This window comes from Streptomyces sp. SolWspMP-5a-2, from assembly GCF_900091845.1.
Taxonomy (GTDB): domain Bacteria; phylum Actinomycetota; class Actinomycetes; order Streptomycetales; family Streptomycetaceae; genus Streptomyces; species Streptomyces doudnae.
Window position 1 is genome coordinate 49,424 of the sequence record NZ_FMCI01000250.1, and the last position, 22,780, is coordinate 72,203.

Genomic DNA, 22,780 nt, shown 5'->3' on the forward strand with positions numbered 1-22,780 from the left:
ACCGGCGGCGAAGTTCCCGGACGACGTACGCCCACAGCGGATCGCGTAGCCTGCGGGCAGCCGGGCCGAGGTCCGGTGGTCACAGCGCCGGCCGCGCTTTCGGCATGCTCAGCGTGTTGGGCGGCGCCCCGCGTCGCCGCCGCTGTCAGCGTTGTCAGTGGTTCGGTCCACAATGGTCCGTGGCAGATCTTGTTCATGCTTGAGCCACCAGAACACAGGAGGAGCCGGCAGCGATGGCCCGCCGCAGCACGAAGACCCCGCCGCCCGACGACTCGTACGAGGAGAAGATCCTCGACATCGACGTCGTCGACGAGATGCAGGGCTCCTTCCTTGAGTACGCGTACTCGGTCATCTACTCCCGAGCCCTGCCGGACGCGCGTGACGGCCTGAAGCCGGTCCACCGCCGCATCGTCTACCAGATGAACGAGATGGGCCTGCGCCCTGACCGCGGCTACGTGAAGTGCGCGCGTGTCGTCGGCGAGGTGATGGGCAAGCTCCACCCGCACGGCGACGCGTCGATCTACGACGCCCTGGTGCGCATGGCCCAGCCGTTCTCGATGCGGGTCCCGCTGGTGGACGGCCACGGCAACTTCGGCTCGCTCGGCAACGACGACCCGCCCGCCGCCATGCGGTACACCGAGTGCCGCCAGGCCGAGGCGACGAGCCTGATGACGGAGTCGATCGACGAGGACACCGTCGACTTCGCGCCCAACTACGACGGCCAGGAGCAGGAGCCGGTGGCCCTGCCCGCCGCGTTCCCGAACCTCCTGGTCAACGGCGCCTCGGGCATCGCCGTCGGCATGGCGACGAACATGGCGCCGCACAACCTCGCCGAGGTCGTCTCGGCCGCCCGCCACCTGATCCGCCACCCGAACGCGGATCTGGACACGCTGATGAAGCACGTGCCCGGCCCCGACCTGCCCACCGGCGGCCGGATCGTCGGCCTCTCCGGCATCCGGGACGCGTACGCGACCGGCCGCGGCACTTTCAAGATCCGCGCCACCGTCGAGATCGAGACGGTCACCGCCCGCCGCAAGGGCCTGGTCGTCACCGAACTGCCCTTCACGGTCGGCCCGGAGAAGGTCATCGCGAAGATCAAGGACCTGGTCGGCGCGAAGAAGATCCAGGGCATCGCGGACGTCAAGGACCTCACCGACCGCGCCCACGGCCTGCGTCTGGTCATCGAGATCAAGAACGGCTTCGTCCCGGAGGCCGTCCTGGAGCAGCTCTACAAGCTGACGCCGATGGAGGAGTCCTTCGGCATCAACAACGTGGCCCTGGTGGACGGCCAGCCGCTGACGCTCGGCCTCAAGGAGCTGCTGGAGGTCTACCTCGACCACCGCTTCGAGGTCGTCAGGCGCCGCAGCGAGCACCGCCGCAAGAAGCGGCGCGACCGCCTGCACCTGGTGGAGGGCCTGCTCACGGCGCTCGTCGACATCGACGAGGTCATCCGGCTGATCCGTTCAAGCGAGAACTCCGCGCAGGCCAAGGAGCGCCTGATGGAGCGCTTCGGCCTGTCGGACATCCAGACCCAGTACATCCTCGACACGCCGCTGCGCCGCCTCACCAAGTTCGACCGCATCGAGCTGGAGTCCGAGAAGGAGCGGCTGAACGCGGAGATCGCGGAGCTGACCCAGATCCTGGAGTCGGACGCGGAGCTGCGCAAGCTGGTCTCGGCGGAGCTGGCGTCGGTGGCCAAGAAGTTCGGCACCGAGCGGCGCACGGTCCTGCTGGAGGCGTCCGGCACCCCGGCGGCCACCGTGCCGCTCCAGGTCGCCGACGACCCGTGCCGGGTGCTGCTCTCCTCGACGGGGCTGCTGGCCCGCACGGCGAACGGCGAGCCGTTCCCCGAGGAGGGCGAGGCGCGGCGGACCAAGCACGACGTGATCGTGTCGGCGGCCCCGGCCACGACCCGCGGCGAGATCGGCGCGGTGACGTCGTCCGGGCGGCTGCTGCGGATCAACGTCGTGGATCTCCCCCAGCTCCCGGAGACGGTCTCCGCGCCGAACGTGTCGGGCGGTGCGCCGCTCGCCGAGTTCGTCACCCTGGAGGACGGCGAGACGGTGGTCTGCCTCACCACGCTGGACGAGTCCTCCCCCGGTCTCGCCCTCGGCACCGAGCAGGGCATCGTCAAGCGCGTGGTCCCCGACTACCCGTCCAACAAGGACGAGTTGGAGGTCATCACCCTGAAGGACGGTGACCGGATCGTCGGCGCGGTGGAGCTGCGCACCGGCGACGAGGACCTGGTCTTCATCACGGACGACGCGCAGTTGCTGCGCTACCAGGCGGCGCAGGTGCGTCCGCAGGGGCGCCCGGCGGGCGGCATGGCGGGCGTGAAGCTGACCGACGGGGCGAAGGTCATCTCCTTCACCGCCGTCGACCCGGCCGCGAACGCGGTGGTGTTCACCGTCGCGGGCTCACGCGGCACGCTGGACGACTCGGTGCAGACGACGGCGAAGCTGACGCCGTTCGACCAGTACCCGCGCAAGGGCCGGGCCACCGGCGGCGTGCGCTGCCAGCGGTTCCTCAAGGGCGAGGACTGCCTGTCGATCGCCTGGGCCGGTGCCCTGCCCGCCAAGGCGGCGCAGAAGAACGGCACACCGGTCGACCTCCCGGAGATCGACCCGCGCCGCGACGGCTCGGGCATCTCCCTCCCGAAGACGGTGTCGGTGGTGGCGGGGCCCCTCTAGGGCGCACCCTGGGGTCCGTGCTCCGCGTCCACCGCACGGGCCCCGCCGACGCCTGACCCCGCAGCGGGCTTCAGGACGCGGTTTCCGAAGCGGGCTTCAAGACGTGGTTCCCGAAGCGGGCTTTAGACGCGAGCCCGGACCACCCGGGAGCCGCACCCGCCCCGCATCGGGCAGGGACGCGCCGGGGAGCCGCTTCGGGCGAGACGGTGGCGAGGGGCGGACGGCACACGGCTCACTCCGTCTCCCGCGGCTCCTCCTCGGAACCGGGCACGTACCGCAGGACGCCCCACATGCCGCGCTCGTCAGCCGCCCCCGGATCGCCGCTCACGCACGCCTCCAACTCCTTGTGCAGGGCGGGCCCGTCGATGCCCGAGCCGATGAGGACGAGCTGCGTCAGGCGCTCGTCGTCGGCGCCCCACGGCTCGGGGTAGAAGCGCAGGAACCGTCCGACGGCGTGGACGGCGTACCGGTTGCGCGGGTCGTGGGCGCCGAAGTCGACGTACCCCTTGATCCGGTAGAGCCCCTCCGGCCTGCCGTCGAGGAACGCCATCAGACGGCGCGGGTCCAGGGCCGTCGGCGAGGTGAACGACACGCTGTCGTAGGAGGCGTGCAGATGGCCCGCGTGATCGTGCGCCCCGTGGTCGTGCAGATCGTCGAAGGTGAGCTGCCCGACGCGTTCCGTCCGGGGACGGCAGTCGAAGAGGAACTCCGGGTCGACGCGCCCGTAGGAGGCGGTGACGACGGCCGCGCCGTCCACCAGGGAGGAGACCAGCGCGGTGACCCGTCCGGCGTCGGGGGCGCGGTCCAGCTTGTTGACGACCACCAGATCGGCGAGGGCCAGATGCCGGTCGATCTCGGGGTGCTTGGCCCGCGTGTCGTCGAACTCCGCGGCGTCGACGACCTCGACGAGCCCCCCGTACACGATCCCCGGCAGTTCGCTCGCGAGCACCATGCGGACGAGTTCCTGCGGCTCGGCGAGACCGCTCGCCTCGATGACGATGACGTCGATCCCGGCGGCGGGCCGCGCCAACCGGTCGAGGTAAAGGTCCAGTTCACCGACGTCGACGGCACAGCAGAGGCAGCCGTTGCCGAGCGAGACGGTGGAGTCGCCGAGGGCGCCCGCGACGGCCATCGCGTCGATCTCGACGGCCCCGAAGTCGTTGACGATCGCGCCGATCCGGCTGCCGCCGCTGCGGTGCAGCAGATGGTTGAGGAGGGTCGTCTTGCCGGAACCGAGGAAACCGGCGAGCACGACCACCGGGATCTGACGGGGACCGCCGCTCGACGTCATACCGCTCCTGCCTCTCTCACGTGCGCGCATGCTCTCCCCCACCGACCCGTGCGCCGGGTCACGCTCCCGGCGCACCCGCGGAAGCGGAATGCCGCCCCAGGATACGAGGCGAGCCCCGCACCGCGCGGCGACCGGCCACGACGGTCGTGAAGGAGCGGGCGCAGAGCAGGGCGCCGGTGTGTGCGACCCTCGCTTCCCTCCGTGCGCCTCTTCTCCGCCTCCCCGACGGTCCGCTCGGTCGGCACCCTGGGAGGCGGCATGCGCCGCCCACCGCTCGCCGGTCCCCCCTCAGTCGACCCGCACCCCGACGACCGGTGGACGGCCGCCTGAAATCGGGGAGTGACATGGCAATACGGAACATGGGCCTTCGGAGGTTGGGGGTCGTCGCCTCGGCGGGCGTCGGTCTGGTGGCGGGTGCCGCCGTCACCCTCGCCTACCAGCGACCCGCGCTCCGGGCCCTGACCAGCTGGATCGAGCACCTGGAGGAGGCCTCCAAGATCCAGCGGCAGAGCAACTTCGCCCATCAGCAGCGCCTGCACTGGGAATTGCTGAGCAAAGCCATGGACGATCCGGAACTCGCCGAGGTACTGGACGCCTACAACGGCACGGTCAGTCCGAGAAAGCAACGCCAGTTCCTCTTCGCGAACGCCTTGTACACCAATGCGCTCTGCTACTACCGCATGGGCAACATGACACGCGAGGAGTTCTTCGGATTCGCCCGGAGCATGCTCCAGAATCCCGTCTTCCGGGAGTACTGGTACGCGACCCATCCCCATCGGGCGACTTTGACGGACAGATCCGAGGAAGCCAAGCTCGGACGTATGGTCGACGACCTTCTCGCCAAACTGGAGGAAACGGACTCCGACGAGTGGTGGGTGGTCGGCGAGCCACCGTCCGAGTAACGGTGACCGTTCCACGCCCCCTGCCACACGGCGTACGATCCGGTAGCCGTCTTGCCGCGCACATCACGCGATCGGGCGATAACGAACCTGCAAACCGCCGCGTTTCCCCAGATGCCGACAAGGTTGACTTCACCGCACCCTGCGGAACGGGCCGATCCCCGCCGAACCCCTGTCCCACGCCGCTCGGTTGCCGAGGCCGCGGCCCTACCGGGCCGCTTCGCACCGGGGCGCACCACTGCACCATCTGCCTCGACGCACAAAGGAACACCAGAACAGTGAGCAAGATCACCCGCCGGATCGGTACACCTCCCAGCGCCCGGGGAAGCGCGACAGGTGCCAATTGCCCCGATATTTTCGAGCTGTCCGACGGAAGGTTCGCTGTCATCGGCACGGACGCCACCGACGAACTCGACGCCCACCTCCCTTCCGACGCCTCGCGGGCCGACTACGAACGCATTGTCGTGGTCACGCGCGAGACCTTGATGCACGCGAAGGCTGACATCCCCGACGCATAGCCGACCGAGGGCATTTCCCTCCGTACGTGCGCCCGTTCCGTCAGTCTGTATTCGTTCGTTTCCAGTTTTCGCCCGTTCGGGATTTTCGTTCGTTTACGGTTCTCGTTCGTCTGCACTTCGACGGCCCCGGTGCTCCGCCGCTCCACGGCGGGCACCGACCGGCGGCACGGTCTTGAGCCGAAGGTCCCACTCTGAAAGGTCGAGACAATGGTGGACATCGTACGGCGGATCGGTGATTCTCCCTTTGCGCGAGGCAGCACATCGGGACAGACCTGCCCCGACATCTTCGAACTCAGTGACGGCAACTTCGCCGTGATCGGGACGGAGGCCACGGCACAACTCGACGCGAAACTCCCCGCCGACGCCGCCAGGGCGGACGACGAGAGGATCGTCGTCATCACCCGCGAGACCCTGATCCGCGCCCGCAAGGACATTCCGCGCGCCTGACGACCCGGACCGCGACCGGCGCACCGCTCCGCCCACCCCGAGCGAGCCCCGCGCCGGTCCCTCCCGGTGGGCACGGCGGGCAGGGCGAGCCGGACGGGCGCGACCACCTTGACGAGCACGACAACCTTGACGGGCTCGACGGGCTTGACGGGCCCACTTGATCCGGTGCGGACTCGACGTTGACGGACTTGATCGGACCGGCGCACTTGATGGGGCCGTCCATAACATGACTGACCTTCATCAACATTGACTCGATCAATGCACCGGGTGACCGGTCCGCCTGCCGCTACGGTGAGCCCATGCGCGATCCAGAGTCCTCGCTGAGCCACGCCGAACGGCGGCTGACCACCAGGGAGGCAGCCGAACTGCTGGGCGTGAAGCCCGAGACCGTGTACGCGTACGTGAGCCGCGGCCAGCTCAGCAGCCACCGCGTCCCCGGCGGCCGGGGCAGCACCTTCGACACCACCGAGGTCACCGCGCTCGCCCGGCGCAACAGGCGGGAGAGCGCGGGAGATCCGGGCACCGCGGGCGAACTGTCGGTGCGGACCCGCATCACCCTCATCGAGGCGGACCGCTACTGGTTCCGCGGGGTCGACGCCGCCGAACTGGCCCTGCGGCACTCCTACGAAGAGGTCGCGGAGTGGCTGTGGACCGGCCGGATGACACCGGACGTCCGGTTCGAGGCCCCGGCCGCCTCGGTCGCCGCCGCCCGCCGGGCCGTCGACGTGCTCCCCGAACACGCCATCCCTGTCGACCGGTTGCGGGTCGCGGCGATCGCCGCGGCGGCCGCCGACCCGCTCCGCTTCGACCTCGCCGAGAAGACCGTGCTCGGCACGGCGCGCACCCTCATCCCCACCCTCGTCGCGGCCCTGCCCGCGGTACGCCGGGGCCACCGGGACAGCGGCCCGCTGGCCCGCCGCCTCTGGGGACGGCTGAGCGGACGGGAGGCGGACGAGGCGTCCCTGCGGGTGCTGGACACCGCGCTCGCCCTGCTCGTCGACCACGACCTCGCCGCCTCGACCCTCGCGGTGCGGGTCGCCGCGTCGGCCCGCGCGCACGCCTACGCGGCCGTCTCCGCCGGGCTCGGCGTCCTGGAGGGCCCGCTGCACGGCGCGGCCGGCGGACTCGCCCACCGGATGCTCCTCGACGTGCTCGACCGGGGCGACGCGGCCCCCGTGATCACCGAGGAACTCCGCGCCGGACGCCGGATCCCGGGGCTCGGCCACCGCCTGTACACGGGCGAGGACCCCCGCGCGCGCGTGCTGTTCTCGCTGCTGGAGGAGGTCCCGAACGCCGCGCCCGCCCTCGCCGCCGCCCGTGACGTGGTGGCCACCACCGCCCGTCACGCCCCGCTGCACGCCAACGTGGACCTGGCCCTCGCGGTGTTCACCGCGTCCAGCGGCATGGCGGCCACGGCGGGCGAGACGATCTTCGCCGTCGCCCGGACGGCGGGCTGGATCGCGCACGCCCTGGAGGAGTACCAGGAGCGCCCGCTGCGGATGCGCCCGAGCGGACACTACGTGGGCCCACGCCCGCCCAGGCCGCTCCCCGGGTAGCGGGTCCGCGCCCGCGTCCGGCGGACAGCTGGTCCGTACCCAGGCCCCTGGCCCGGGTAGCCGGTCCGCGTCCGCCCAGGCCGCCCCGGGTAGCCGATGTCCGCCCGCGCCCTCCAGGACTGGCGGTCCGCGCCGCGAAGGCACCCCGTACGGACGCTTGCGGCCCCCTACCGACGCGTGCACCCCCGAACGGACACGTGCGGACCCGTACAGACACATGCGGCCCTGCACAGGGTCCGACGGGGACCGGCGAAGACCCGTACAGGCAGGTGGCGACCCGTACGGAGCAGGCCCAGGCCCTCCCGGAAGTCGCCGCGCGTCAAGTCAGGTTAGGCTCACCTCTGTGAGTACGTGCGCAACTGTCTCCCGGGCGCTCGACGAGCCCCTGTCGGGAACCGCGGCCACCGCGAGCACCTGGCTGCTGCTGGAACAGCCCGGCCCCTGGGGTGCCAGGGCGCTCACATCGAGCCGCCTGGACCCCGAGGTCGGACGCGCCCTGGAGGCCGCGGCCGAGGGCACCGGCGTCCGCGTCGCCCTCATCCGCAGGCCGGGACGGCACGCCGACCCCGGCGGCCCCTCCGAGCGCCGGGTGTACGCGGCCCACACCGTCCCGGGCCGCGCCTGGCTGCACACCGCGGCCACCCGCGACCCCGCCGAACTGCTCGCCCTGGACTTCCGGGCGCTCGGGGCGGGCGACCACCACGGCTTCGACGCGGTCCTCGGCGGCCGTCCGCACCCGGGTGATCCGCTGGCGCTCGTCTGCACGAACGGCAAGCGCGACCGCTGCTGCGCGCTGCTGGGCCGTCCGCTCGCGGCCGAACTCGCCGCCTCCGGGGTCGAGGGCGCCTGGGAGGTCACCCATCTGGGTGGTCACCGCTTCTCGCCGACGCTGCTGGTCCTCCCCCACGGCTACGCCTACGGGCGCGCGGAGGCCCACTCCGTCAAGGAGATCCTGCACAGCCTCCAGGAGGGCCGGATCGTCACCGAGGGGTGCCGGGGCCGCTCCGCCTGGGAGCGACCGGGGCAGGCGGCCGAGCTGGCGGTGCGGACCTCGCTGCGGGAGGAGGCGCCGGACGCGCTGAGCGTCGTCCGGACGGAGGGCGGAGCGCCGCGCTGGGACGTGACGGTCGCCCACGCCGACGGACGCCGCTGGCGTGTCGTGGTGGCCCAGGGCGCGTCGCTGCCGCCCCGGGAGGAGAGCTGCGGGACGTCGGTCCTGGGGGCGCCCGCGCGCATGGACGTGGTGTCGGTGCGGGAGCTGGTCCCGGCCGGTGCGACGGCTGGAGGACCGCGGGCGGCGGCTGAAGGGTCGCGGGCGGCGGTTGGAGGATCGCGGGCGGCTGCATGACGGATCAATCCGTCCGTCACCCCGTCAATACACGCGTCAATCGTTGATCACGCAACGCAATGTATTGATCAAGAGATCCGGGCCACACCCCTACGGCAGCTCGCACACCTGCACGTACCGTCAGGGGTATGAGCCCCACTCCCCCCGCGCGCCGGATGCGCCTCGGACTGCCGAGACGGGCGTTCTCCCAGGTGCTGCTGATGCAGGTGGCGATCGCCGCGGGGGTCGCCGTCCTGGTGACCGGGCTGTTCCTGCAGCCGCTCAGCAGGCAGCTCGACCACGAGGCGATGCAGCGCGCCCTGGCCATCGCGCAGACGACGGCCGAGGAACCGCAGATCGCGCGGGACCTGGAGAGCACCGCGCCCACCGTCGACGGACCGGTGCAGCGGGCGGCGGAGCGGATCAGGAAGGCCACCCGGGCCGAGTACATCGTGGTGCTGGACTGGCGCGGGGTGCGCTGGTCGCACACCGACCTCCGGCAGATCGGCCGGACCGTCTCGACAGATCCCAGCGAGGCGCTGGCGGGCAGAGAGGTCATGGAGATCGACAGCGGCACGCTCGGCCGCTCCGCGCGCGGCAAGGTCCCGCTGCGGGCGTCCGACGGCTCCCTGATCGGCGCGGTCTCGGTCGGCATCGCCTACGACGGCGTGCGGGCCCGGCTGCTGAGCGCGATACCGGGGCTGCTGGCGTACGCGGGCGGTGCCCTCGCGGTCGGCGCGCTGGCCGCCTGGCTGATCGCGAGGCGGGTCCAGCGGCAGACCCGTGACCTGGCCTTCTCCGACATCTCGGGGCTGCTGTCGGAGCGCGAGGCGATGCTGCACGGCATCCGCGAGGGCGTCGTCGCCCTGGACCGCGGCGGCCGCATCCGGCTCCTCAACGACGAGGCCCACCGCCTCCTGGGCATCGACGACTCGGTCGTCGGCACCCCGCCCGACGAGGCGCTCGGTGCGGGCCGCACCGCCGACATCCTGGCCGGCCGGGTGACCGGCACCGACCTGCTGACCGTGCGCGGCCAGCGCGTCCTGGTCGCCAACCGGATGCCCACCGACGACGGCGGCGCGGTCGCCACCCTGCGCGACCGCACGGAACTGGAGCAGCTCGGCCGTGAGCTGGACTCCACGCGCGGCCTGATAGACGCCCTGCGCGCCCAGGACCACGAGCACGCGAACCGCATGCACACCCTGCTGGGCCTGCTCGAACTGGAGATGTTCGACGACGCCGTGGAGTTCGTCGGCGAGGTGGTCGGCGACCATCGCGCGACCGCAGAGCAGGTCACCGAGAAGATCCAGGACCCGCTGCTCGCCGCGCTGCTGGTGGGCAAGGCGACGGTCGCCGCCGAACGCGGGGTCGCCCTCTGGGTGTCCGACCGCACCCGTCTCCCCGACCGGCTGGTCGATCCCCGGGGACTGGTCACGATCGTCGGCAACCTGGTGGACAACGCGCTGGACGCGGTGGCCGCGACCCCGCACGCGCGCGTGGAGGTCGAACTGCGCGCCGAGGGGCGCACGGCCGTCCTCAGAGTGCGCGACACCGGACCGGGGATCCCCACCGCGCAGCACGAGTTGATCTTCACCGAGGGCTGGTCGACCAAGGACCCGCCCGCCCACCGCAAGCGCGGCATCGGCCTCTCCCTGGTGCGCAGGCTCGCCGAACGCCAGGGCGGCAGCGCGACGGTCGGCGACGCCCCGGGCGGCGGCGCCGAGTTCACCGTCGTCCTGCCCGAGGCGCTGACCGGTGCCGAGCCCGAGCCGGTCCTCGCCGCGCGTGCCGACCTGCCGTTCGAAGAGGAGTCGCGATGATCGAGGTCCTCGTCGTGGACGACGACACCCGGGTCGCCCGGGTCAACGCCGCCTATGTGGAGAAGGTGCCGGGCTTCCACGTCGCCGGGGAGGCGCACAGCGCGGCCGAGGCGCTGAGCAGCCTGGAGGCGCTGCCCGGCCTCGATCTCGTCCTGATGGACCACTACCTGCCCGACGACACGGGTCTGGCGGTGGTGCGGGAGATGCGCAGACGCGGCCACCAGACCGACGTGATCATGGTGACGGCGGCCCGTGACGTGTCGACCGTCCAGGCCGCGATGCGGCAGGGCGCGCTCCAGTACCTGGTCAAGCCGTTCGCGTTCGCGGGCCTGCGGGCGAAGCTGGAGGCGTACGGGGAGCTGCGCCGCACCCTGGACGGCGGTGGCGAGGCCGAACAGGCCGAGGTGGACCGCATCTTCGGCGCGCTGTCGGCGCCCTCGGAGCCGGGGCTGCCCAAGGGGCACTCCCCGACCACCGCGGAGCTGGTGCGGCGCTCACTGATGAACGCGGAGGGGGCGCTGTCCGCCCAGGAGATCGCCGAGCGCACCGGGGTGAGCCGGCAGACCGCGCAGCGCTATCTGAAGCTGCTGGAGCGCACCGGACGGGCCCGGCTGACGCTCAAGTACGGCGACGCGGGCCGCCCCGAACACCGTTACGTGTGGGCGACCCGCGTCTGAGGTGCGGCGGGGGGCAGGAGCGCGCGCGGGCCTCCTGCCCGGCGGAGGTCAGCCCTTGGCCTTCTCCACGAACTCGCTGGTGTAGGTCTTCTCCAGGTCGACGTCGGCGTTCTTGATGTTGGGGTTGAACGCCTTGAGCACCTTCTCGACGGTCTCGGGACCGTTCTCCGGCATCACGCCGTCCTTGGTGAACATCGGCAGCGTGCTCTCGATGGCCTTGGCGTAGAGGATGCCGTTGCCCTGCTTGTAGTCGGCGGGCATCTTGTCGGCAATCTCCGAGGCGCTGTGGCTGGACATCCACGCGAGCGTCTTGACGAACGCGTTGACCAGCTTCTGGACGGTGTCCTTGTGCCCGTTCACCCAGTCCGTCTGCATGTACAGACTTGACGACGGGTACGGTCCGCCGAGCGCCTCCTGGGAGCCCTCGGGCGTCCGCATGTCCAGGAGGACCTTGCCGGCCTTCTTGTCGAGGATCGTCGCGACGGTCGGGTCGGTGGTCATGCCGCCGTCGATGGCGCCCTTCTCCAGGGCGGCGATGAACGTGGGCCCGGCACCGACGGCGACCGGGGTGAAGTCGCTGACCTTGACCCCGTTCTTGACGGCGAGGTACTTGGTGAGGAAGTCCGTGGACGAGCCGAGCCCCGTGACGCCGAGCTTCTTGCCCTTGAAGTCCTTGGCCGAAGTGATCTTCGCCGACGCCTTGTTGGAGACGATCTCGACCTCGCCCGGGGCGTGGGAGAACTGCACCACCGACTCCACCATCTTGCCCTTGGTCTGGAGGTCGAGGGTGTGGTCGTAGAAGCCGACGGCGCCCTGCACCTGGCCCGAGACGAGCGCGGTCTCCGCCTGGACGCCGGCCGGTTCGCTCAGCAGCTCCACGGAGAGCCCCTCGGCGTCGAAGTAGCCGAGCCGCTGGGTCAGCATGGCGGGCAGGTAGATGACCTTGTCCAGGCCCCCCACCATGATCTTGACCTTGGTGCCCTTGCCGTCGCTCTTGCCGGAGCCGCTGGAGGCGGTGCTGGACGCCTCGTTGGCGCAGGCGGTGAGGGCGGAGAGGCAGAGGAGTCCTGCGGCGGCCAGGGCGCCGCGTCTGGCGATGGTGCGCATGTCGTTCACGTCCTTGTGAGAAGGCGATGCGGGAGAAGTCGTGGGGGGGGGAGAAGCGTGGGGTCAGCTGTCGGACTCCGACGGCTTCCACCGGAAGATGCGGCTCTCGGCGAAGGTCAGCAGCCCCTCGGCGACCAGGGCGACGACCGCCAGGATGACCATCGCGGCGTAGACACCGGCCGCGTTGAACGTGCCCTGGGACTGCGCGACGAGCAGGCCGATGCCCTTGGTCGCGCCGATGTACTCGCCGACGATGGCGCCGATGAGGGCGAAGCCGAAGCTCACATGGAGGCTGGTGAAGATCCACGAGGTGGCCGAGGGGATGACGACCTGGAGCGTCACCCTGCGGTCGCTCGCGCCGAGGATCCGCGCGTTGGCGACCAGGTTGCGGTCGACCTCGCGGGCGCCCTGGAAGGCGTTGAAGAACACCGGGAAGAAGACCAGGACGACGGCCGACGCCACCTTGGAGGCGGGGCCCAGGCCGAACCAGATGACGAAGATGGGCGCCAGGACGATCCGGGGGATCGAGTTGAGCACCTTGATGTATGGACCAAGGACATCGGCCAGGAAGGTGATCCGCCCCAGCGCGATACCGAAGACGACACCGGCGACCACACCGAGGACCCAGCCGAGCAGCGCCTCGTAGAGCGTGTACCAGATCTGCTCGCCCAGGGAGCCGAGCGCGGTGCCGTGGGTGATCCAGGTGTAGATCTGGTCCCAGATCTTCGACGGCATGGAGAAGTTGAACGTGTCGATCACGTTGGCCCGGGAGAGCACCTCCCACAGGCCGAGCACGAGGACCAGGAGCAGGGCGCGGGCGGTGCCCACGACGATCTTGCGTCTGCGGGCGGCACGCGCGCGTGAGTGCGCGCGTTCGCCCTTCCCGGGTTCGGCGGCGGTCGGCGCGGCCGTGGTCTTGGGCAGCGTGTCAGGCGACATGGGCGGCGCCCCTCTCACGGGTGATGCGGACCTCTTCGCCGAGGGACTCCCAGATCTCGCGGTAGATCTCGATGAACCGCGCCTCCAGGCGTACTTCCTCGACCCGGCGCGGGCGGGGCAGGTCGATGTCGAAGACCTGCTTGACGGTGGCGGGCCCGGCCGTCATCACGACGACCCGGTCGGCCAGCGCGATCGACTCCTCCAGATCGTGGGTGACGAACACGACCGAGGCGCCGGTGCCCTCCCACAGCTCCAGGAGTTCGTCCGACATCAGGGCCCTGGTCTGCACGTCGAGCGCGGAGAACGGCTCGTCCATGAGCAGGATCTCGGGATCGTTGACGAAGGTCGCGGCGAGGGCGACGCGCTTGCGCTGGCCGCCGGAGAGCTGGTGCGGGTAGCGGTCCTCGAACGCCGAGAGCCCGACCCGGGACAGCCACTCGCGCGCCCGCTGCTTGGCCTCCGCCTTGGGCACGCCGCGGAACCGGGGACCGGCCATGACGTTGGACAGGACCGTGCGCCACGGGAAGGTTGCGTCCTGCTGGAAGACGAAGCCGACCTTGTCGCCGACACCGCTCACCGGCTGCCCGGCGACCAGGACCTCGCCCTCGGTGGGCTCCTCCAGCCCGCTGACCAGGGTCAGTGTGGTCGACTTGCCGCAGCCGGTGGGGCCGACGACCGCTACGAACTCGCCGCGCCCGACGGTGAGGTCCAGGCCCCTGACGGCCGTGTGCAGGCCCCCGGACGGGGTCCTGAACGTTTTGCTCGCGCCCCGCAGCTCGATGGCGGGGCTGATGTCTGCGCTCATGGGCCGGGACGGTAGAAGTGGCGCGTGCCACAGCATCAGCCTTGTGGGCACATGCCGTTCTTTTGCTTGCAGCAGCCTGTTGTGCTCGTTTTGCGCGCGCTACAAACAGCGGAGCCGAAACATGGGCTTAACGCCCGCATGGCCTTGACAGAAAGAGGCCCGATGATTGACGTCCTGGTCGTCGACGACGATTTCCGTGTCGCCGAGATCAACGCGAGGTACGTGGGAAAGGTTCCCGGGTTCCGGGTCGCCGCCCGCGCGCACAGTGCTGCCCAGGCGCTGACCTGCGTGCAACGGGGGACGATCGATCTCGTCCTCCTCGACCACTATCTGCCCGACCGGACGGGCCTCGAACTCGTCCACGCCATGCGGGAACAGGGGCACGGAACCGACGTCATCATGATCACGGCGGCCGACGACGTGACGACCGTCCAGGCCGCGATGCGCCTCGGCGCCCTGCACTACCTGGTCAAGCCGTTCACCTTCGCCGCGCTGCGCACCCGCCTGGACTCGTACGCGGCCCTGCGCAGGACCGTGGAACGGGTCGGCGGCCGGGGCGTCGCGGGCCAGGAGCAGGTGGACCGCATCTTCGGCGCCCTGCGGACCACGCCGGCACCGTCCTCGCCCGGCCTGCCCAGCGGGCACTCTGAGCCGACGACGGACCTGATCTGCGCGGTCCTGCACCACGCCCCGCACCCGCTCTCGGCCCACGAGGTCGCCGCGGAGACCGGCCTCAGCCGCTCCACGGCCCAGCGCTACCTGCGCCACCTCGAACAGGCCGGACGCCTGCGGCTGTCCCTCAAGTACGGCGACACGGGCCGCCCGGAGCACCTGTACGCGTGGGTGGCCCCGTAGTCCACGGAGCCACCCACGAAAGGCACGAGAGGAAGCCGCCGGGCAGACGACTCGACGTCACGCCCATGCCCATGCCCGGCGTCGGGCGGTCGTTGACGGGCCCGGCGGCCTCGGCGCCGTCAGACGGCTCCCGCTCCGGTCAGCGAGCGCACCTCGGTCTCCGCGTGCTTTGCCTCGTCGGGGGCGTCGGAAGAGGTGACGGTGCCGAGCCAGCCCGCGAGGAAGCCCAGCGGGATGGAGACCAGACCGGGGTTCTGGAGCGGGAAGTACTGGAAGTCCAGCCCGGGGAAGAGTGATTCGGGGCTGCCGGAGACGACCGGCGACAGCACCACGAGCACCAGCGCCGGAACCAGCCCGCCGTATACGGCCCAGACCGCTCCCCTGGTGGTGAACCCGCGCCAGAACAGCGAGTAGAGCAGCACCGGCAGGTTCGCGGAGGCGGCGACCGCGAAGGCCAGGCCGACCAGGAAGGCGACGTTGAGGTCGCGTGCGAGCAGCCCGAGCGCGATGGCGACCAGGCCGACACCGACCGCGGCGACCCGCGCGACGGCGACCTCACTGCGCTGCTTTCCGGTGCGCCGCCGCAGCGACGCGTACAGGTCGTGCGCGACGGAGGCCGAGGAGGCGAGGGTGATACCGGCCACCACCGCGAGGATCGTCGCGAACGCCACCGCCGCGACGACCGCGAACAGCACCGTGCCGCCCGTGGAGTCGGGGCCGCCCCCGAGGTCGAGCGCCAGCAGCGGCACCGCGGTGTTCCCGGCCGCGTTGGACGCGCGCACCGCCTCGGGACCCACGATCGCCGCCGCGCCGAAGCCGACCACGATCGTCATCAGGTAGAAGCCGCCGATGAGCCCGATCGACCAGAGCACCGAGCGGCGCGCGGCGCGTGCGGTCGGCACGGTGTAGAAGCGGGACAGGATGTGCGGCAGACCCGCCGTGCCGAGCACCAGCGCGAGCCCCAGGCTGATGAAGTCGAGGCGGGCCGTCCAGTCCCCGCCGTACTTCAGGCCGGGCACCAGGAAGGCGTCCCCGTGCCCGCTGCGCGCGGCGGCCGTGAACAGCATCCGCCCGAAGTCGCCGTCGAAGCGCACCAGGACGAGCGCGCTGAGCGCGACCGTGCCGCCGAGCAGCAGGACCGCCTTCACGATCTGGATCCAGGTGGTGGCCCGCATGCCGCCCAGCGACACGTAGATCACCATGAGCGCCCCGACCCCGACGACCGTCCAGTCCCGCGCGGCACCGCTGGTGCCGCCCAGCAGCAGCGCGACCAGGCTGCCCGCGCCCACCATCTGCGCCACCAGGTAGAGAACGGACACGGTGACCGACGAGGTTCCCGCCGCGATCCGCACCGGCCGCTCGCTCATCCGGGCCGCGACCACGTCGGCGAGGGTGAACCGGCCGCAGTTGCGCACCAGTTCCGCGACGAGGAAGAGCACAACCAGCCACGCCACCAGGAACCCGACCGCGTAGAGCAGGCCGTCGTACCCGAAGAGGGCGATGAGCCCGGAGATGCCGAGGAACGACGCGGCGGAGACGTAGTCGCCCGCGATGGCAAAACCGTTCTCCATGGGCGAGAAGAGACGCCCGCCCGCGTAGAACTCCTCGGCCGAGCCGTGCCGTTTGCGACTGACCCAGGTCGTGATGCCGAGCGTGACGGCGACGAAGGCGCTGAACAGCACCAGGGCCAGCGTCTGGTGGTGACCCGTCATCAGGCACCGCCCCGCAGGCCGCGCGTCAATTCCTGTGTGTCCCAGCGTAGTTCGAGCGCGGCCCGGTCCCGCCGCAGCCGCGCGTGCCGCGCGTACGCCCACGCGAGCACGAAGGTGCTGAAGAACTGCCCGAGGCCCGCCACCATCGCCACGTTCACCGAACCCACCACGCGCACGGCCATCAGACCGGGCGCGGTCGTCGCCGCCACCACGTACGCCACGTACCAGGAGAAGAAGATCGCGCAGGCCGGAACCACGAACCTCCGGTATCTGCTGCGGACTTCGCGGAACGCCTCGCTGCGCTGCACCTCGAGATAGATGTCGGCCGCGGCGGCCGCCTGCTCGGCGGGCGTCGGACGCGGTGGCACGACCTCGGGTGTGGGCAGCGGCGCGGGACCGCCTGTTCCAGCCAACTCGCCCCAACCGGAGGCGAGTGCGTCGTACCAGGGGTCGCCGTAACCGGCTCCCTCGGTCTCGATGGGGCCGCGCTGGCGGCCCACCTGCTGCTGGGCCGGACTCGCCGAACTCTCGGTGCTCCCGCCTCCGCGGGAGCGACCGTTACGTGACTGCATACCCCAAGGATGGACAGAACGGGAAGATCCCCGACACATCTTCCCGGGCTTCTTCACCCCATCAGGTGACTCAATTCACTGGTGGGCGGGCGAGTCGCTTCGCGTACGCGTAACGCACCGCCTGCGCACGGTCTTTGAGCCCCGTCTTCGCGAACAGGTTGTTGATGTGGGTCTTCACCGTCGCCGTGGAGACGTTCAGTGCGCGCGCGATCTCCTGGTTGCTGAGGCCCTCCGCGATCAGCACCAGCACCTCCACCTCACGGGTGGTCAGCCCGTCGGGCGCCTCGGGAACCTCCGTCACCGCGGGCGCCTGCGGCTCGGACAGCCGCTCCAGCAGGCGGCGTTGGATGCTCGGCGACAGTCCGGCGTCCCCGGAGAGCACGCTGCGCACGGCCCGCACGATCTCGTCGCCGCCCGCGTCCTTGGTCAGATACCCGCGGGCGCCCGCACGCAGCGCCGGGAACAGCGAGTCGTCGTCCCCGAACGTGGTGAGCACCACGACCTGCGTCCCGGGGTGTTCCGCGCGGATGCGCCTGGTCGCCTCGACCCCGTCGCAGCGGGGCATGCGCAGGTCCATCAGCACGACGTCCGGGGCCAGTTCGCCGACCAGCCGCACGGCCTCGATGCCGTCGCCCGCCGCGCCCACGACCTCGATGCCGGGCAACAGCCCCAGCAGCATCACGATGCCCTCACGGACGACGGTCTGGTCGTCCGCGACCACCACCCGGGCCGGCTTCTCCGAGGCTTCCGTCATGCGGGCACCCTCAGCGTCACCACGAACCCCTCCTCACCCGGTCCGGCCTCCAGCGAGCCGCCCAGCAACTCGGCACGCTCGCGCATGCCCAGCAGACCGTACCCGGCTCCCGCGCCCGCCAGTTCGCCCGGCGGCCCGCCCGAATCCCGCACGTCCAGGGTGACCTGGTGCTCCCCGTAGTCCAGCCGCAGCCGCACCGCGGCCCCCGGCGCGTGCTTGCGGACGTTCGTCAGCGCCTCCTGGGCGACCCTGCGGACGGCCTGCGACGCCTCCGCCGTCAGCGGTCGGCGTTCACCCGTTACGGCGACCTCCGCGGCGGCGGCCGTCCCGACCAGGCGGGTGAGGAACTCCTCCAGCGGGGTCAGTTCGCCCCGCAGCGCGGAGAGCGCCTGCCGCGTCTCCTCCAGGCCGTCCCGGGCCATGCCGCGCGCCGCCACGACACGGTCGAGGATCTGCTCCCGCTCGGCCCCGCGTTCGATGAGCAGCCGGGCCGCCTCCAGGTGCACGAGCTGCGCCGAGAGGCTGTGGGCGAGGACGTCGTGGATCTCCCGGGCGATCCTGGCCCGCTCGGCGAGCGCGGCCGACTCCGCCTCCGCCGTCCGCGCGGCCCGCTCCTGGGCGAGCAGCCGCTGGGCACCGCCCCTGGCCTCGGCGTCCAGCCGCAGGGTGTACCCACCGAGGACGAGCGCCACGCCGGTGATGACGGTCGTCAACGGGCTGTCGTTGTTGACCGCGGCATAGAGACCGAGCGCCGGCGCGACGACGGGGAGCGCGGCGGCCAGCGGCAGCCGTTCGAGGGAGATGACCACGCAGCCGCACCAGGCGACCAGGGCCAGCAGCCGGAATCCGGCGCTCTGGGCGGGGACGGCCACGGCAACGAGGAGCAGGACGGTCGCCAGGGACGGCCACAGCCGGTGCTGGAGCGTGGTCCGGAAGAAGGACCAGCCGAGCGCCGCCGCCACAAGGACCACGCCGACGCCGACGAGGGTGTTCCAGCCGTGGGCCCGGCTGGAACTGAAGATCCCTCCAAGCAGCATGCCGAGGACCAGGAGGCGCACCACCCAGGCGAGCAGCCGCCGGGGCGGGGTGATCCCCGCCCGCCCGAGCGCCTCGTGCGAGGGCCAGCGCGTCCACGCGTTGCTCGTCACACACGCTCCTTCCGGGCAGAGCGGGCCATGCGGTCACCGTACGCCGGGCCGGTGGCGGTCGCCGGGGTGAGGGACTGGGCGCGCCAGTAGAGGATTCCGGAGCGGACCAGCAGGGTCACGGCGAGGGCGGCGAGCAGGGCCGAGCCGTGCTGGTGCACGCCCAGGGCCGCGCCGAGGGCGTAGAGGCCGACGCGCACGGCGATGCCGACGACCCAGACGACCGCGCTGGTCCTGGTGCTCTTGCTCCACACCGTGCCGTCGGACTCGGTCCATATGCGGGTGGTCCAGGCCCAGCCCGCTCCCATGGCGAGGCCCACCAGCAGTTCCACGACGAGGAGGGTCACGGAGGTCGTGGGGTGGTGGCTGTCGACGAGGCCGGGTTCGCGCAGCGCCACGAAACCGAGCACGGCGGGCAGGAGCCACCAGCGCCGTCCGGTGCCGATCTGCTGGGCGCGGAACTGCCGCACGATCACCAGGACGACGACGGCCGCTATCACGAGCGCGTTGACAAGGCCGGACATCAGAGCCTCCGTGAGCGAGACGGGGTATCGGCCGCGGTTGCCGCCGACACCCCAGACGCTACGGAAATTCGCTGGTCAGCAGATCGGAGCGGGGGTGGATCACGGGTGGAATCTCCCGGCTCGTGATCTCCACCCCGGGGTGGAGGCGGAGCACGAAAACGGGGCGGGACCTGGTGTCCCGCCCCGCTCCCGCACGCCATGAGCCCTGTGCCGTGTGTCTGTGCCGTGTGCCCGGCGTCGTCCGCGGTCACCCGGCCTCACCGGCGCGCGCCCGGCCTGGGGACTGTCACATTGCCTCGGCGCCCGCCGTCCCCGGTCGGACCGGGGACGGCGGGCGCCGCGTGACGCCTACGCGTCGATGCGCGACCGGTCCAGCGTCGCCGCCGAGCTGGAGATGAACTCCTTGCGCGGCGCGACGTCGTTGCCCATCAGGAGGTCGAACACCTGCTCGGCGGAGTCCAGGTCGGCGAGGTTGATCCGGCGCAGGGTCCGGTGGCGCGGATCCATGGTGGTCTCCGCCAGCTGGTCGGCGTCCATCTCGCCGAGACCCTTGTAGCGCTGGATGGAGTCCTTGTACCGGATGTTCTTCCGCTGGAACTCCAGGAGCTTGTCGCGCAGCTCCCGGTCGGAGTACGTGTAGACGTACTTGTCCTGCCCCCTCTTCGGCTGGACCAGCTCCACCCGGTGCAGCGGCGGGACCGCCGCGAACACCCGTCCGGCCTCGACCATGGGCCGCATGTAGCGGTGGAACAGGGTCAGCAGCAGGGTCCGGATGTGGGAGCCGTCGACATCGGCGTCCGTCATCATGATGATCTTGCCGTAGCGCGCCGCGTCGATGTCGAACGTACGCCCGGAACCGGCCCCTATGACCTGGATGATCGCGCCGCACTCGGCGTTCTTCAGCATGTCGGTCACGGACGACTTCTGGACGTTCAGGATCTTGCCGCGGATGGGCAGCAGCGCCTGGAACTCGGAGTTGCGGGCGAGCTTCGCGGTGCCGAGCGCGGAGTCGCCCTCGACGATGAACAGCTCGCTGCGGTCCACGTCGTCGCTGCGGCAGTCCGCGAGCTTCGCGGGCAGCGACGAGGACTCCAGGGCCGTCTTCCTGCGCTGGGCGTCCTTGTGCTGCCGGGCCGCGATCCGGGTGCGGGCGGCGGCGACCGCCTTCTCCATGACGACCCGGGCCTGCGCGGCGGCGTCCCGCTTGGCGGACGTCAGGAACGCCTTGAACTCCTTGGAGATCACGGTGTTCACGATCCGGCGGGCGGCCGACGTGCCGAGCACCTCCTTGGTCTGTCCCTCGAACTGGGGTTCGGCGAGCCGGACGGTGACGACGGCGGTGAGGCCCTCAAGGGCGTCGTCCTTGACGATGTCGTCCTCGGCGACCCGCAGCAGCTTCTTGGCGCGCAGCACCTCGTTCATCGTCTTGGCGACGGCCTGCTCGAACCCGGCGACATGGGTGCCGCCCTTGGGCGTGGCGATGATGTTCACGAACGACCGGAGGGTCGTGTCGTAGCCGGTGCCCCAGCGCATCGCGACGTCCACACCGAGTTCGCGGGTGACCTCGGTCGGCGTCATCTGGCCGTGCTCGTCGAGCACCGGGACGGTCTCCTTGAAGGTGCCCTGCCCGGAGAAGCGGAGCACGTCGCAGACCGGCTTGTCGGTGGCCAGGTACTCGCAGAACTCGCTGATGCCGCCGTCGAAGCGGAACGACTCCTCACCCTTGCTGCCGCCGTCGCCGAGCCCGAACTCGTCGCGGACGACGATGGTCAGGCCGGGCACCAGGAAGGCGGTCTGGCGGGCGCGCTGATGGAGGGTGTCGAGGGAGAGCTTGGCGTCCTTGAGGAAGATCTGCCGGTCGGCCCAGTAGCGCACGCGCGTACCGGTGCGCGCCTTGGCGACCTTCTTGACCTTGCGCAGTCCGGTGGTGGCGTCGAACTTGCCCTCCGGGCCATCGGCGGCGAAGGCGCCGGGCACGCCGCGCCGGAAGCTGATGGCGTGGGTGTGGCCGCTGCGGTCCACCTCCACGTCCAGCCGGGCGGAGAGGGCGTTCACCACGGAGGCGCCGACGCCGTGGAGGCCGCCGGAGGCGGCGTAGGAGCCGCCGCCGAACTTGCCGCCGGCGTGCAGCTTGGTCATGACGACCTCGACGCCGGAGAGGCCGGTCTTGGGCTCGACGTCGACGGGGATGCCCCGCCCGTTGTCCCGCACCTCGACCGAGCCGTCGTCGTGGAGGATCACGTCGATGTGGTCGCAGTAGCCGCCGAGGGCCTCGTCCACGGCGTTGTCGATGATCTCCCACAGGCAGTGCATCAGACCGCGACTGTCGGTCGACCCGATGTACATACCCGGGCGCTTGCGTACGGCCTCTAGTCCTTCGAGGACGAGAAGGTGCCGCGCGGTGTAGTTGGAACCGTCCCGGTCTGCTCCTGCCAGCAGCGCTGTGGACGGCACGGACGTATCGGCGGTCACGCGGTTCGCTCCTCGCTGAATTTCAGGTGGGGCCCTTCTGGGTAAGGGCGCGGCTTGGATCGCCGCCAAGAGGGTACCGAGGCCTGGTAGAGCCGTTGTAACGCCACCCTCGTCTCGTCCAGAGCCTAGTCCAGAGTCGCATACCTGTTCGATCCCTCGTTGGGGTGAAGTACATATCACGTTCCCTTCGGCGCATGAACCATTTAGGCTCCGGGCACGTCCTCATCAACAACCGGCAAGCCAGCCGGGAGGTCGCACGAAGACAGACAGCACCACCCCGTAAGACACACGGCACATTCGCCGCCACCGGCAGCAGTCAGCCGGCCTCGAAAGATTTTTTCGAGGAAAAGCCCCGAGCGGGAACGTTTGGGGACTGGTTGGATGTTGACCCTGGTACGACAGCTCGTCGAGCTAGAGAAGAGGCGACGTGACTACTGTTCTGACCCCCGCGAGCCCGCTGACCGCGGCCGACCGCTGCGACCGCTGCGGCGCCCAGGCATACCTGCGCGTCGTCCTGCTCAGCGGTGGCGAACTGCTCTTCTGCGCCCACCACGGTCGCAAGTTCGAGCCGGAACTCAAGAAGATCGCCGCTGAGATACAGGACGAATCGGAGCGCCTGACGACCGTTCCGTCTTCCTCCGCAGAAGAAGAGCGCTGACACTCGCGTCCA

The 22,780-nt window shown here is 70.9% G+C and carries 20 protein-coding genes; 10 read left to right on the forward strand and 10 right to left on the reverse strand.

All coding sequences use genetic code 11. The annotated features are described in order from the left end of the window. Positions 1-233: 233 nt before the first annotated feature. Positions 234-2,690 carry a DNA gyrase/topoisomerase IV subunit A gene (locus GA0115242_RS24840; RefSeq protein WP_093832116.1) on the forward strand — a complete coding sequence of 819 codons (2,457 nt, stop codon included), beginning with the start codon at positions 234-236 and terminating at the stop codon, positions 2,688-2,690. Positions 2,691-2,922: 232 nt separating this feature from the next. Here the strand turns inward: GA0115242_RS24840 and GA0115242_RS24845 are convergent, their stop codons facing one another. Beyond that, entirely contained in the window at positions 2,923-3,981 is a 1,059-nt protein-coding gene (locus GA0115242_RS24845; RefSeq protein ID WP_093832118.1) for a CobW family GTP-binding protein, read from the reverse strand. 344 nt (positions 3,982-4,325) lie between these two features. Here GA0115242_RS24845 and GA0115242_RS24850 point away from each other — a divergent pair, with 344 nt between their 5' ends. From GA0115242_RS24850 to GA0115242_RS24880, 7 genes are all read left to right on the forward strand, one after another. Then, positions 4,326-4,883, forward strand: a complete 558-nt coding sequence (locus tag GA0115242_RS24850; RefSeq protein ID WP_093832120.1) for a DUF6082 family protein — start codon at positions 4,326-4,328, stop codon at positions 4,881-4,883. A 275-nt stretch (positions 4,884-5,158) separates the two neighbouring features. After that, positions 5,159-5,398, forward strand: coding sequence for a hypothetical protein (locus tag GA0115242_RS24855; RefSeq protein WP_093832122.1), 240 nt, complete (start codon positions 5,159-5,161; stop codon positions 5,396-5,398). Between the two features lie 210 nt (positions 5,399-5,608). After that, the gene (locus GA0115242_RS24860) at positions 5,609-5,845 is read left to right on the forward strand and encodes a hypothetical protein (RefSeq protein ID WP_093832282.1); all 237 of its coding nucleotides are present in this window, start codon (positions 5,609-5,611) and stop codon (positions 5,843-5,845) included. A 299-nt stretch (positions 5,846-6,144) separates the two neighbouring features. Beyond that, positions 6,145-7,401, forward strand: coding sequence for a citrate synthase (locus tag GA0115242_RS24865; protein ID WP_093832124.1), 1,257 nt, complete (start codon positions 6,145-6,147; stop codon positions 7,399-7,401). Between the two features lie 343 nt (positions 7,402-7,744). Next, positions 7,745-8,749: a sucrase ferredoxin gene (locus tag GA0115242_RS24870; protein ID WP_093832126.1), complete on the forward strand. Its 1,005-nt coding sequence runs from the start codon at positions 7,745-7,747 to the stop codon at positions 8,747-8,749. Positions 8,750-8,877: 128 nt separating this feature from the next. Further along, on the forward strand, positions 8,878-10,548 hold the full coding sequence (locus GA0115242_RS24875; RefSeq protein WP_093832128.1) for an ATP-binding protein: 1,671 nt from the start codon (positions 8,878-8,880) through the stop codon (positions 10,546-10,548). Continuing rightward, complete coding sequence (locus tag GA0115242_RS24880) at positions 10,545-11,225, forward strand: response regulator (RefSeq protein WP_093832130.1); 681 nt, start codon at positions 10,545-10,547, stop codon at positions 11,223-11,225. Before GA0115242_RS24875 ends, GA0115242_RS24880 begins: the two co-directional genes overlap by 4 nt. A 48-nt stretch (positions 11,226-11,273) precedes the next feature. On the opposite strand, the gene GA0115242_RS24885 is transcribed toward GA0115242_RS24880, so the two are convergent. The 3 genes from GA0115242_RS24885 to GA0115242_RS24895 all read right to left on the reverse strand — a co-directional run bounded on the left by GA0115242_RS24885 (position 11,274) and on the right by GA0115242_RS24895 (position 14,076). After that, the gene (locus GA0115242_RS24885) at positions 11,274-12,332 is read right to left on the reverse strand and encodes an ABC transporter substrate-binding protein (protein ID WP_093832132.1); all 1,059 of its coding nucleotides are present in this window, start codon (positions 12,330-12,332) and stop codon (positions 11,274-11,276) included. A gap of 63 nt (positions 12,333-12,395) precedes the next feature. Then, the gene (locus GA0115242_RS24890; protein WP_093832134.1) at positions 12,396-13,271 is read right to left on the reverse strand and encodes an ABC transporter permease; all 876 of its coding nucleotides are present in this window, start codon (positions 13,269-13,271) and stop codon (positions 12,396-12,398) included. Next, positions 13,261-14,076 carry an ABC transporter ATP-binding protein gene (locus tag GA0115242_RS24895; RefSeq protein WP_093832136.1) on the reverse strand — a complete coding sequence of 272 codons (816 nt, stop codon included), beginning with the start codon at positions 14,074-14,076 and terminating at the stop codon, positions 13,261-13,263. Before GA0115242_RS24895 ends, GA0115242_RS24890 begins: the two co-directional genes overlap by 11 nt. Positions 14,077-14,238: 162 nt before the next feature. Here GA0115242_RS24895 and GA0115242_RS24900 point away from each other — a divergent pair, with 162 nt between their 5' ends. Beyond that, a complete protein-coding gene (locus tag GA0115242_RS24900; RefSeq protein ID WP_093832138.1) occupies positions 14,239-14,931 on the forward strand; it encodes a response regulator in 693 nt (230 codons plus the stop codon). 119 nt (positions 14,932-15,050) lie between these two features. Here the strand turns inward: GA0115242_RS24900 and GA0115242_RS24905 are convergent, their stop codons facing one another. The 6 genes from GA0115242_RS24905 to GA0115242_RS24930 all read right to left on the reverse strand — a co-directional run bounded on the left by GA0115242_RS24905 (position 15,051) and on the right by GA0115242_RS24930 (position 22,110). Beyond that, the gene (locus GA0115242_RS24905) at positions 15,051-16,643 is read right to left on the reverse strand and encodes a solute symporter family protein (RefSeq protein WP_093832140.1); all 1,593 of its coding nucleotides are present in this window, start codon (positions 16,641-16,643) and stop codon (positions 15,051-15,053) included. Next, the gene (locus GA0115242_RS24910; protein WP_093832142.1) at positions 16,643-17,215 is read right to left on the reverse strand and encodes a DUF485 domain-containing protein; all 573 of its coding nucleotides are present in this window, start codon (positions 17,213-17,215) and stop codon (positions 16,643-16,645) included. Before GA0115242_RS24910 ends, GA0115242_RS24905 begins: the two co-directional genes overlap by 1 nt. A gap of 70 nt (positions 17,216-17,285) precedes the next feature. Beyond that, complete coding sequence (locus GA0115242_RS24915; protein WP_093832144.1) at positions 17,286-17,969, reverse strand: response regulator transcription factor; 684 nt, start codon at positions 17,967-17,969, stop codon at positions 17,286-17,288. Then, positions 17,966-19,117: a sensor histidine kinase gene (locus GA0115242_RS24920; protein WP_093832146.1), complete on the reverse strand. Its 1,152-nt coding sequence runs from the start codon at positions 19,115-19,117 to the stop codon at positions 17,966-17,968. The genes GA0115242_RS24915 and GA0115242_RS24920 overlap by 4 nt, the downstream gene beginning before the upstream one ends. Next, a complete protein-coding gene (locus GA0115242_RS24925) occupies positions 19,114-19,638 on the reverse strand; it encodes a CcdC protein domain-containing protein (RefSeq protein WP_093832148.1) in 525 nt (174 codons plus the stop codon). The genes GA0115242_RS24920 and GA0115242_RS24925 overlap by 4 nt, the downstream gene beginning before the upstream one ends. Positions 19,639-19,986: 348 nt before the next feature. Beyond that, positions 19,987-22,110, reverse strand: coding sequence for a DNA gyrase/topoisomerase IV subunit B (locus GA0115242_RS24930; protein WP_093832150.1), 2,124 nt, complete (start codon positions 22,108-22,110; stop codon positions 19,987-19,989). A gap of 427 nt (positions 22,111-22,537) precedes the next feature. On the opposite strand from GA0115242_RS24930, the gene GA0115242_RS24935 reads away from it, so the two are divergent. After that, a complete protein-coding gene (locus GA0115242_RS24935) occupies positions 22,538-22,768 on the forward strand; it encodes a DUF7455 domain-containing protein (protein ID WP_093832152.1) in 231 nt (76 codons plus the stop codon). The last annotated feature ends 12 nt before the right edge of the window (positions 22,769-22,780 follow it).

What these genes read in the sequence shown, in the direction of transcription:
- GA0115242_RS24840 (WP_093832116.1), top strand. Translation starts at nt 234, where the DNA reads ATGGCCCGCCGCAGCACGAAGACCCCGCCGCCCGACGACTCGTACGAG.
- GA0115242_RS24845 (WP_093832118.1), bottom strand. Translation starts at nt 3,981, where the DNA reads ATGACGTCGAGCGGCGGTCCCCGTCAGATCCCGGTGGTCGTGCTCGCC.
- GA0115242_RS24850 (WP_093832120.1), top strand. Translation starts at nt 4,326, where the DNA reads ATGGCAATACGGAACATGGGCCTTCGGAGGTTGGGGGTCGTCGCCTCG.
- GA0115242_RS24865 (WP_093832124.1), top strand. Translation starts at nt 6,145, where the DNA reads ATGCGCGATCCAGAGTCCTCGCTGAGCCACGCCGAACGGCGGCTGACC.
- GA0115242_RS24875 (WP_093832128.1), top strand. Translation starts at nt 8,878, where the DNA reads ATGAGCCCCACTCCCCCCGCGCGCCGGATGCGCCTCGGACTGCCGAGA.
- GA0115242_RS24880 (WP_093832130.1), top strand. Translation starts at nt 10,545, where the DNA reads ATGATCGAGGTCCTCGTCGTGGACGACGACACCCGGGTCGCCCGGGTC.
- GA0115242_RS24885 (WP_093832132.1), bottom strand. Translation starts at nt 12,332, where the DNA reads ATGCGCACCATCGCCAGACGCGGCGCCCTGGCCGCCGCAGGACTCCTC.
- GA0115242_RS24890 (WP_093832134.1), bottom strand. Translation starts at nt 13,271, where the DNA reads ATGTCGCCTGACACGCTGCCCAAGACCACGGCCGCGCCGACCGCCGCC.
- GA0115242_RS24895 (WP_093832136.1), bottom strand. Translation starts at nt 14,076, where the DNA reads ATGAGCGCAGACATCAGCCCCGCCATCGAGCTGCGGGGCGCGAGCAAA.
- GA0115242_RS24900 (WP_093832138.1), top strand. Translation starts at nt 14,239, where the DNA reads ATGATTGACGTCCTGGTCGTCGACGACGATTTCCGTGTCGCCGAGATC.
- GA0115242_RS24905 (WP_093832140.1), bottom strand. Translation starts at nt 16,643, where the DNA reads ATGACGGGTCACCACCAGACGCTGGCCCTGGTGCTGTTCAGCGCCTTC.
- GA0115242_RS24910 (WP_093832142.1), bottom strand. Translation starts at nt 17,215, where the DNA reads ATGCAGTCACGTAACGGTCGCTCCCGCGGAGGCGGGAGCACCGAGAGT.
- GA0115242_RS24915 (WP_093832144.1), bottom strand. Translation starts at nt 17,969, where the DNA reads ATGACGGAAGCCTCGGAGAAGCCGGCCCGGGTGGTGGTCGCGGACGAC.
- GA0115242_RS24925 (WP_093832148.1), bottom strand. Translation starts at nt 19,638, where the DNA reads ATGTCCGGCCTTGTCAACGCGCTCGTGATAGCGGCCGTCGTCGTCCTG.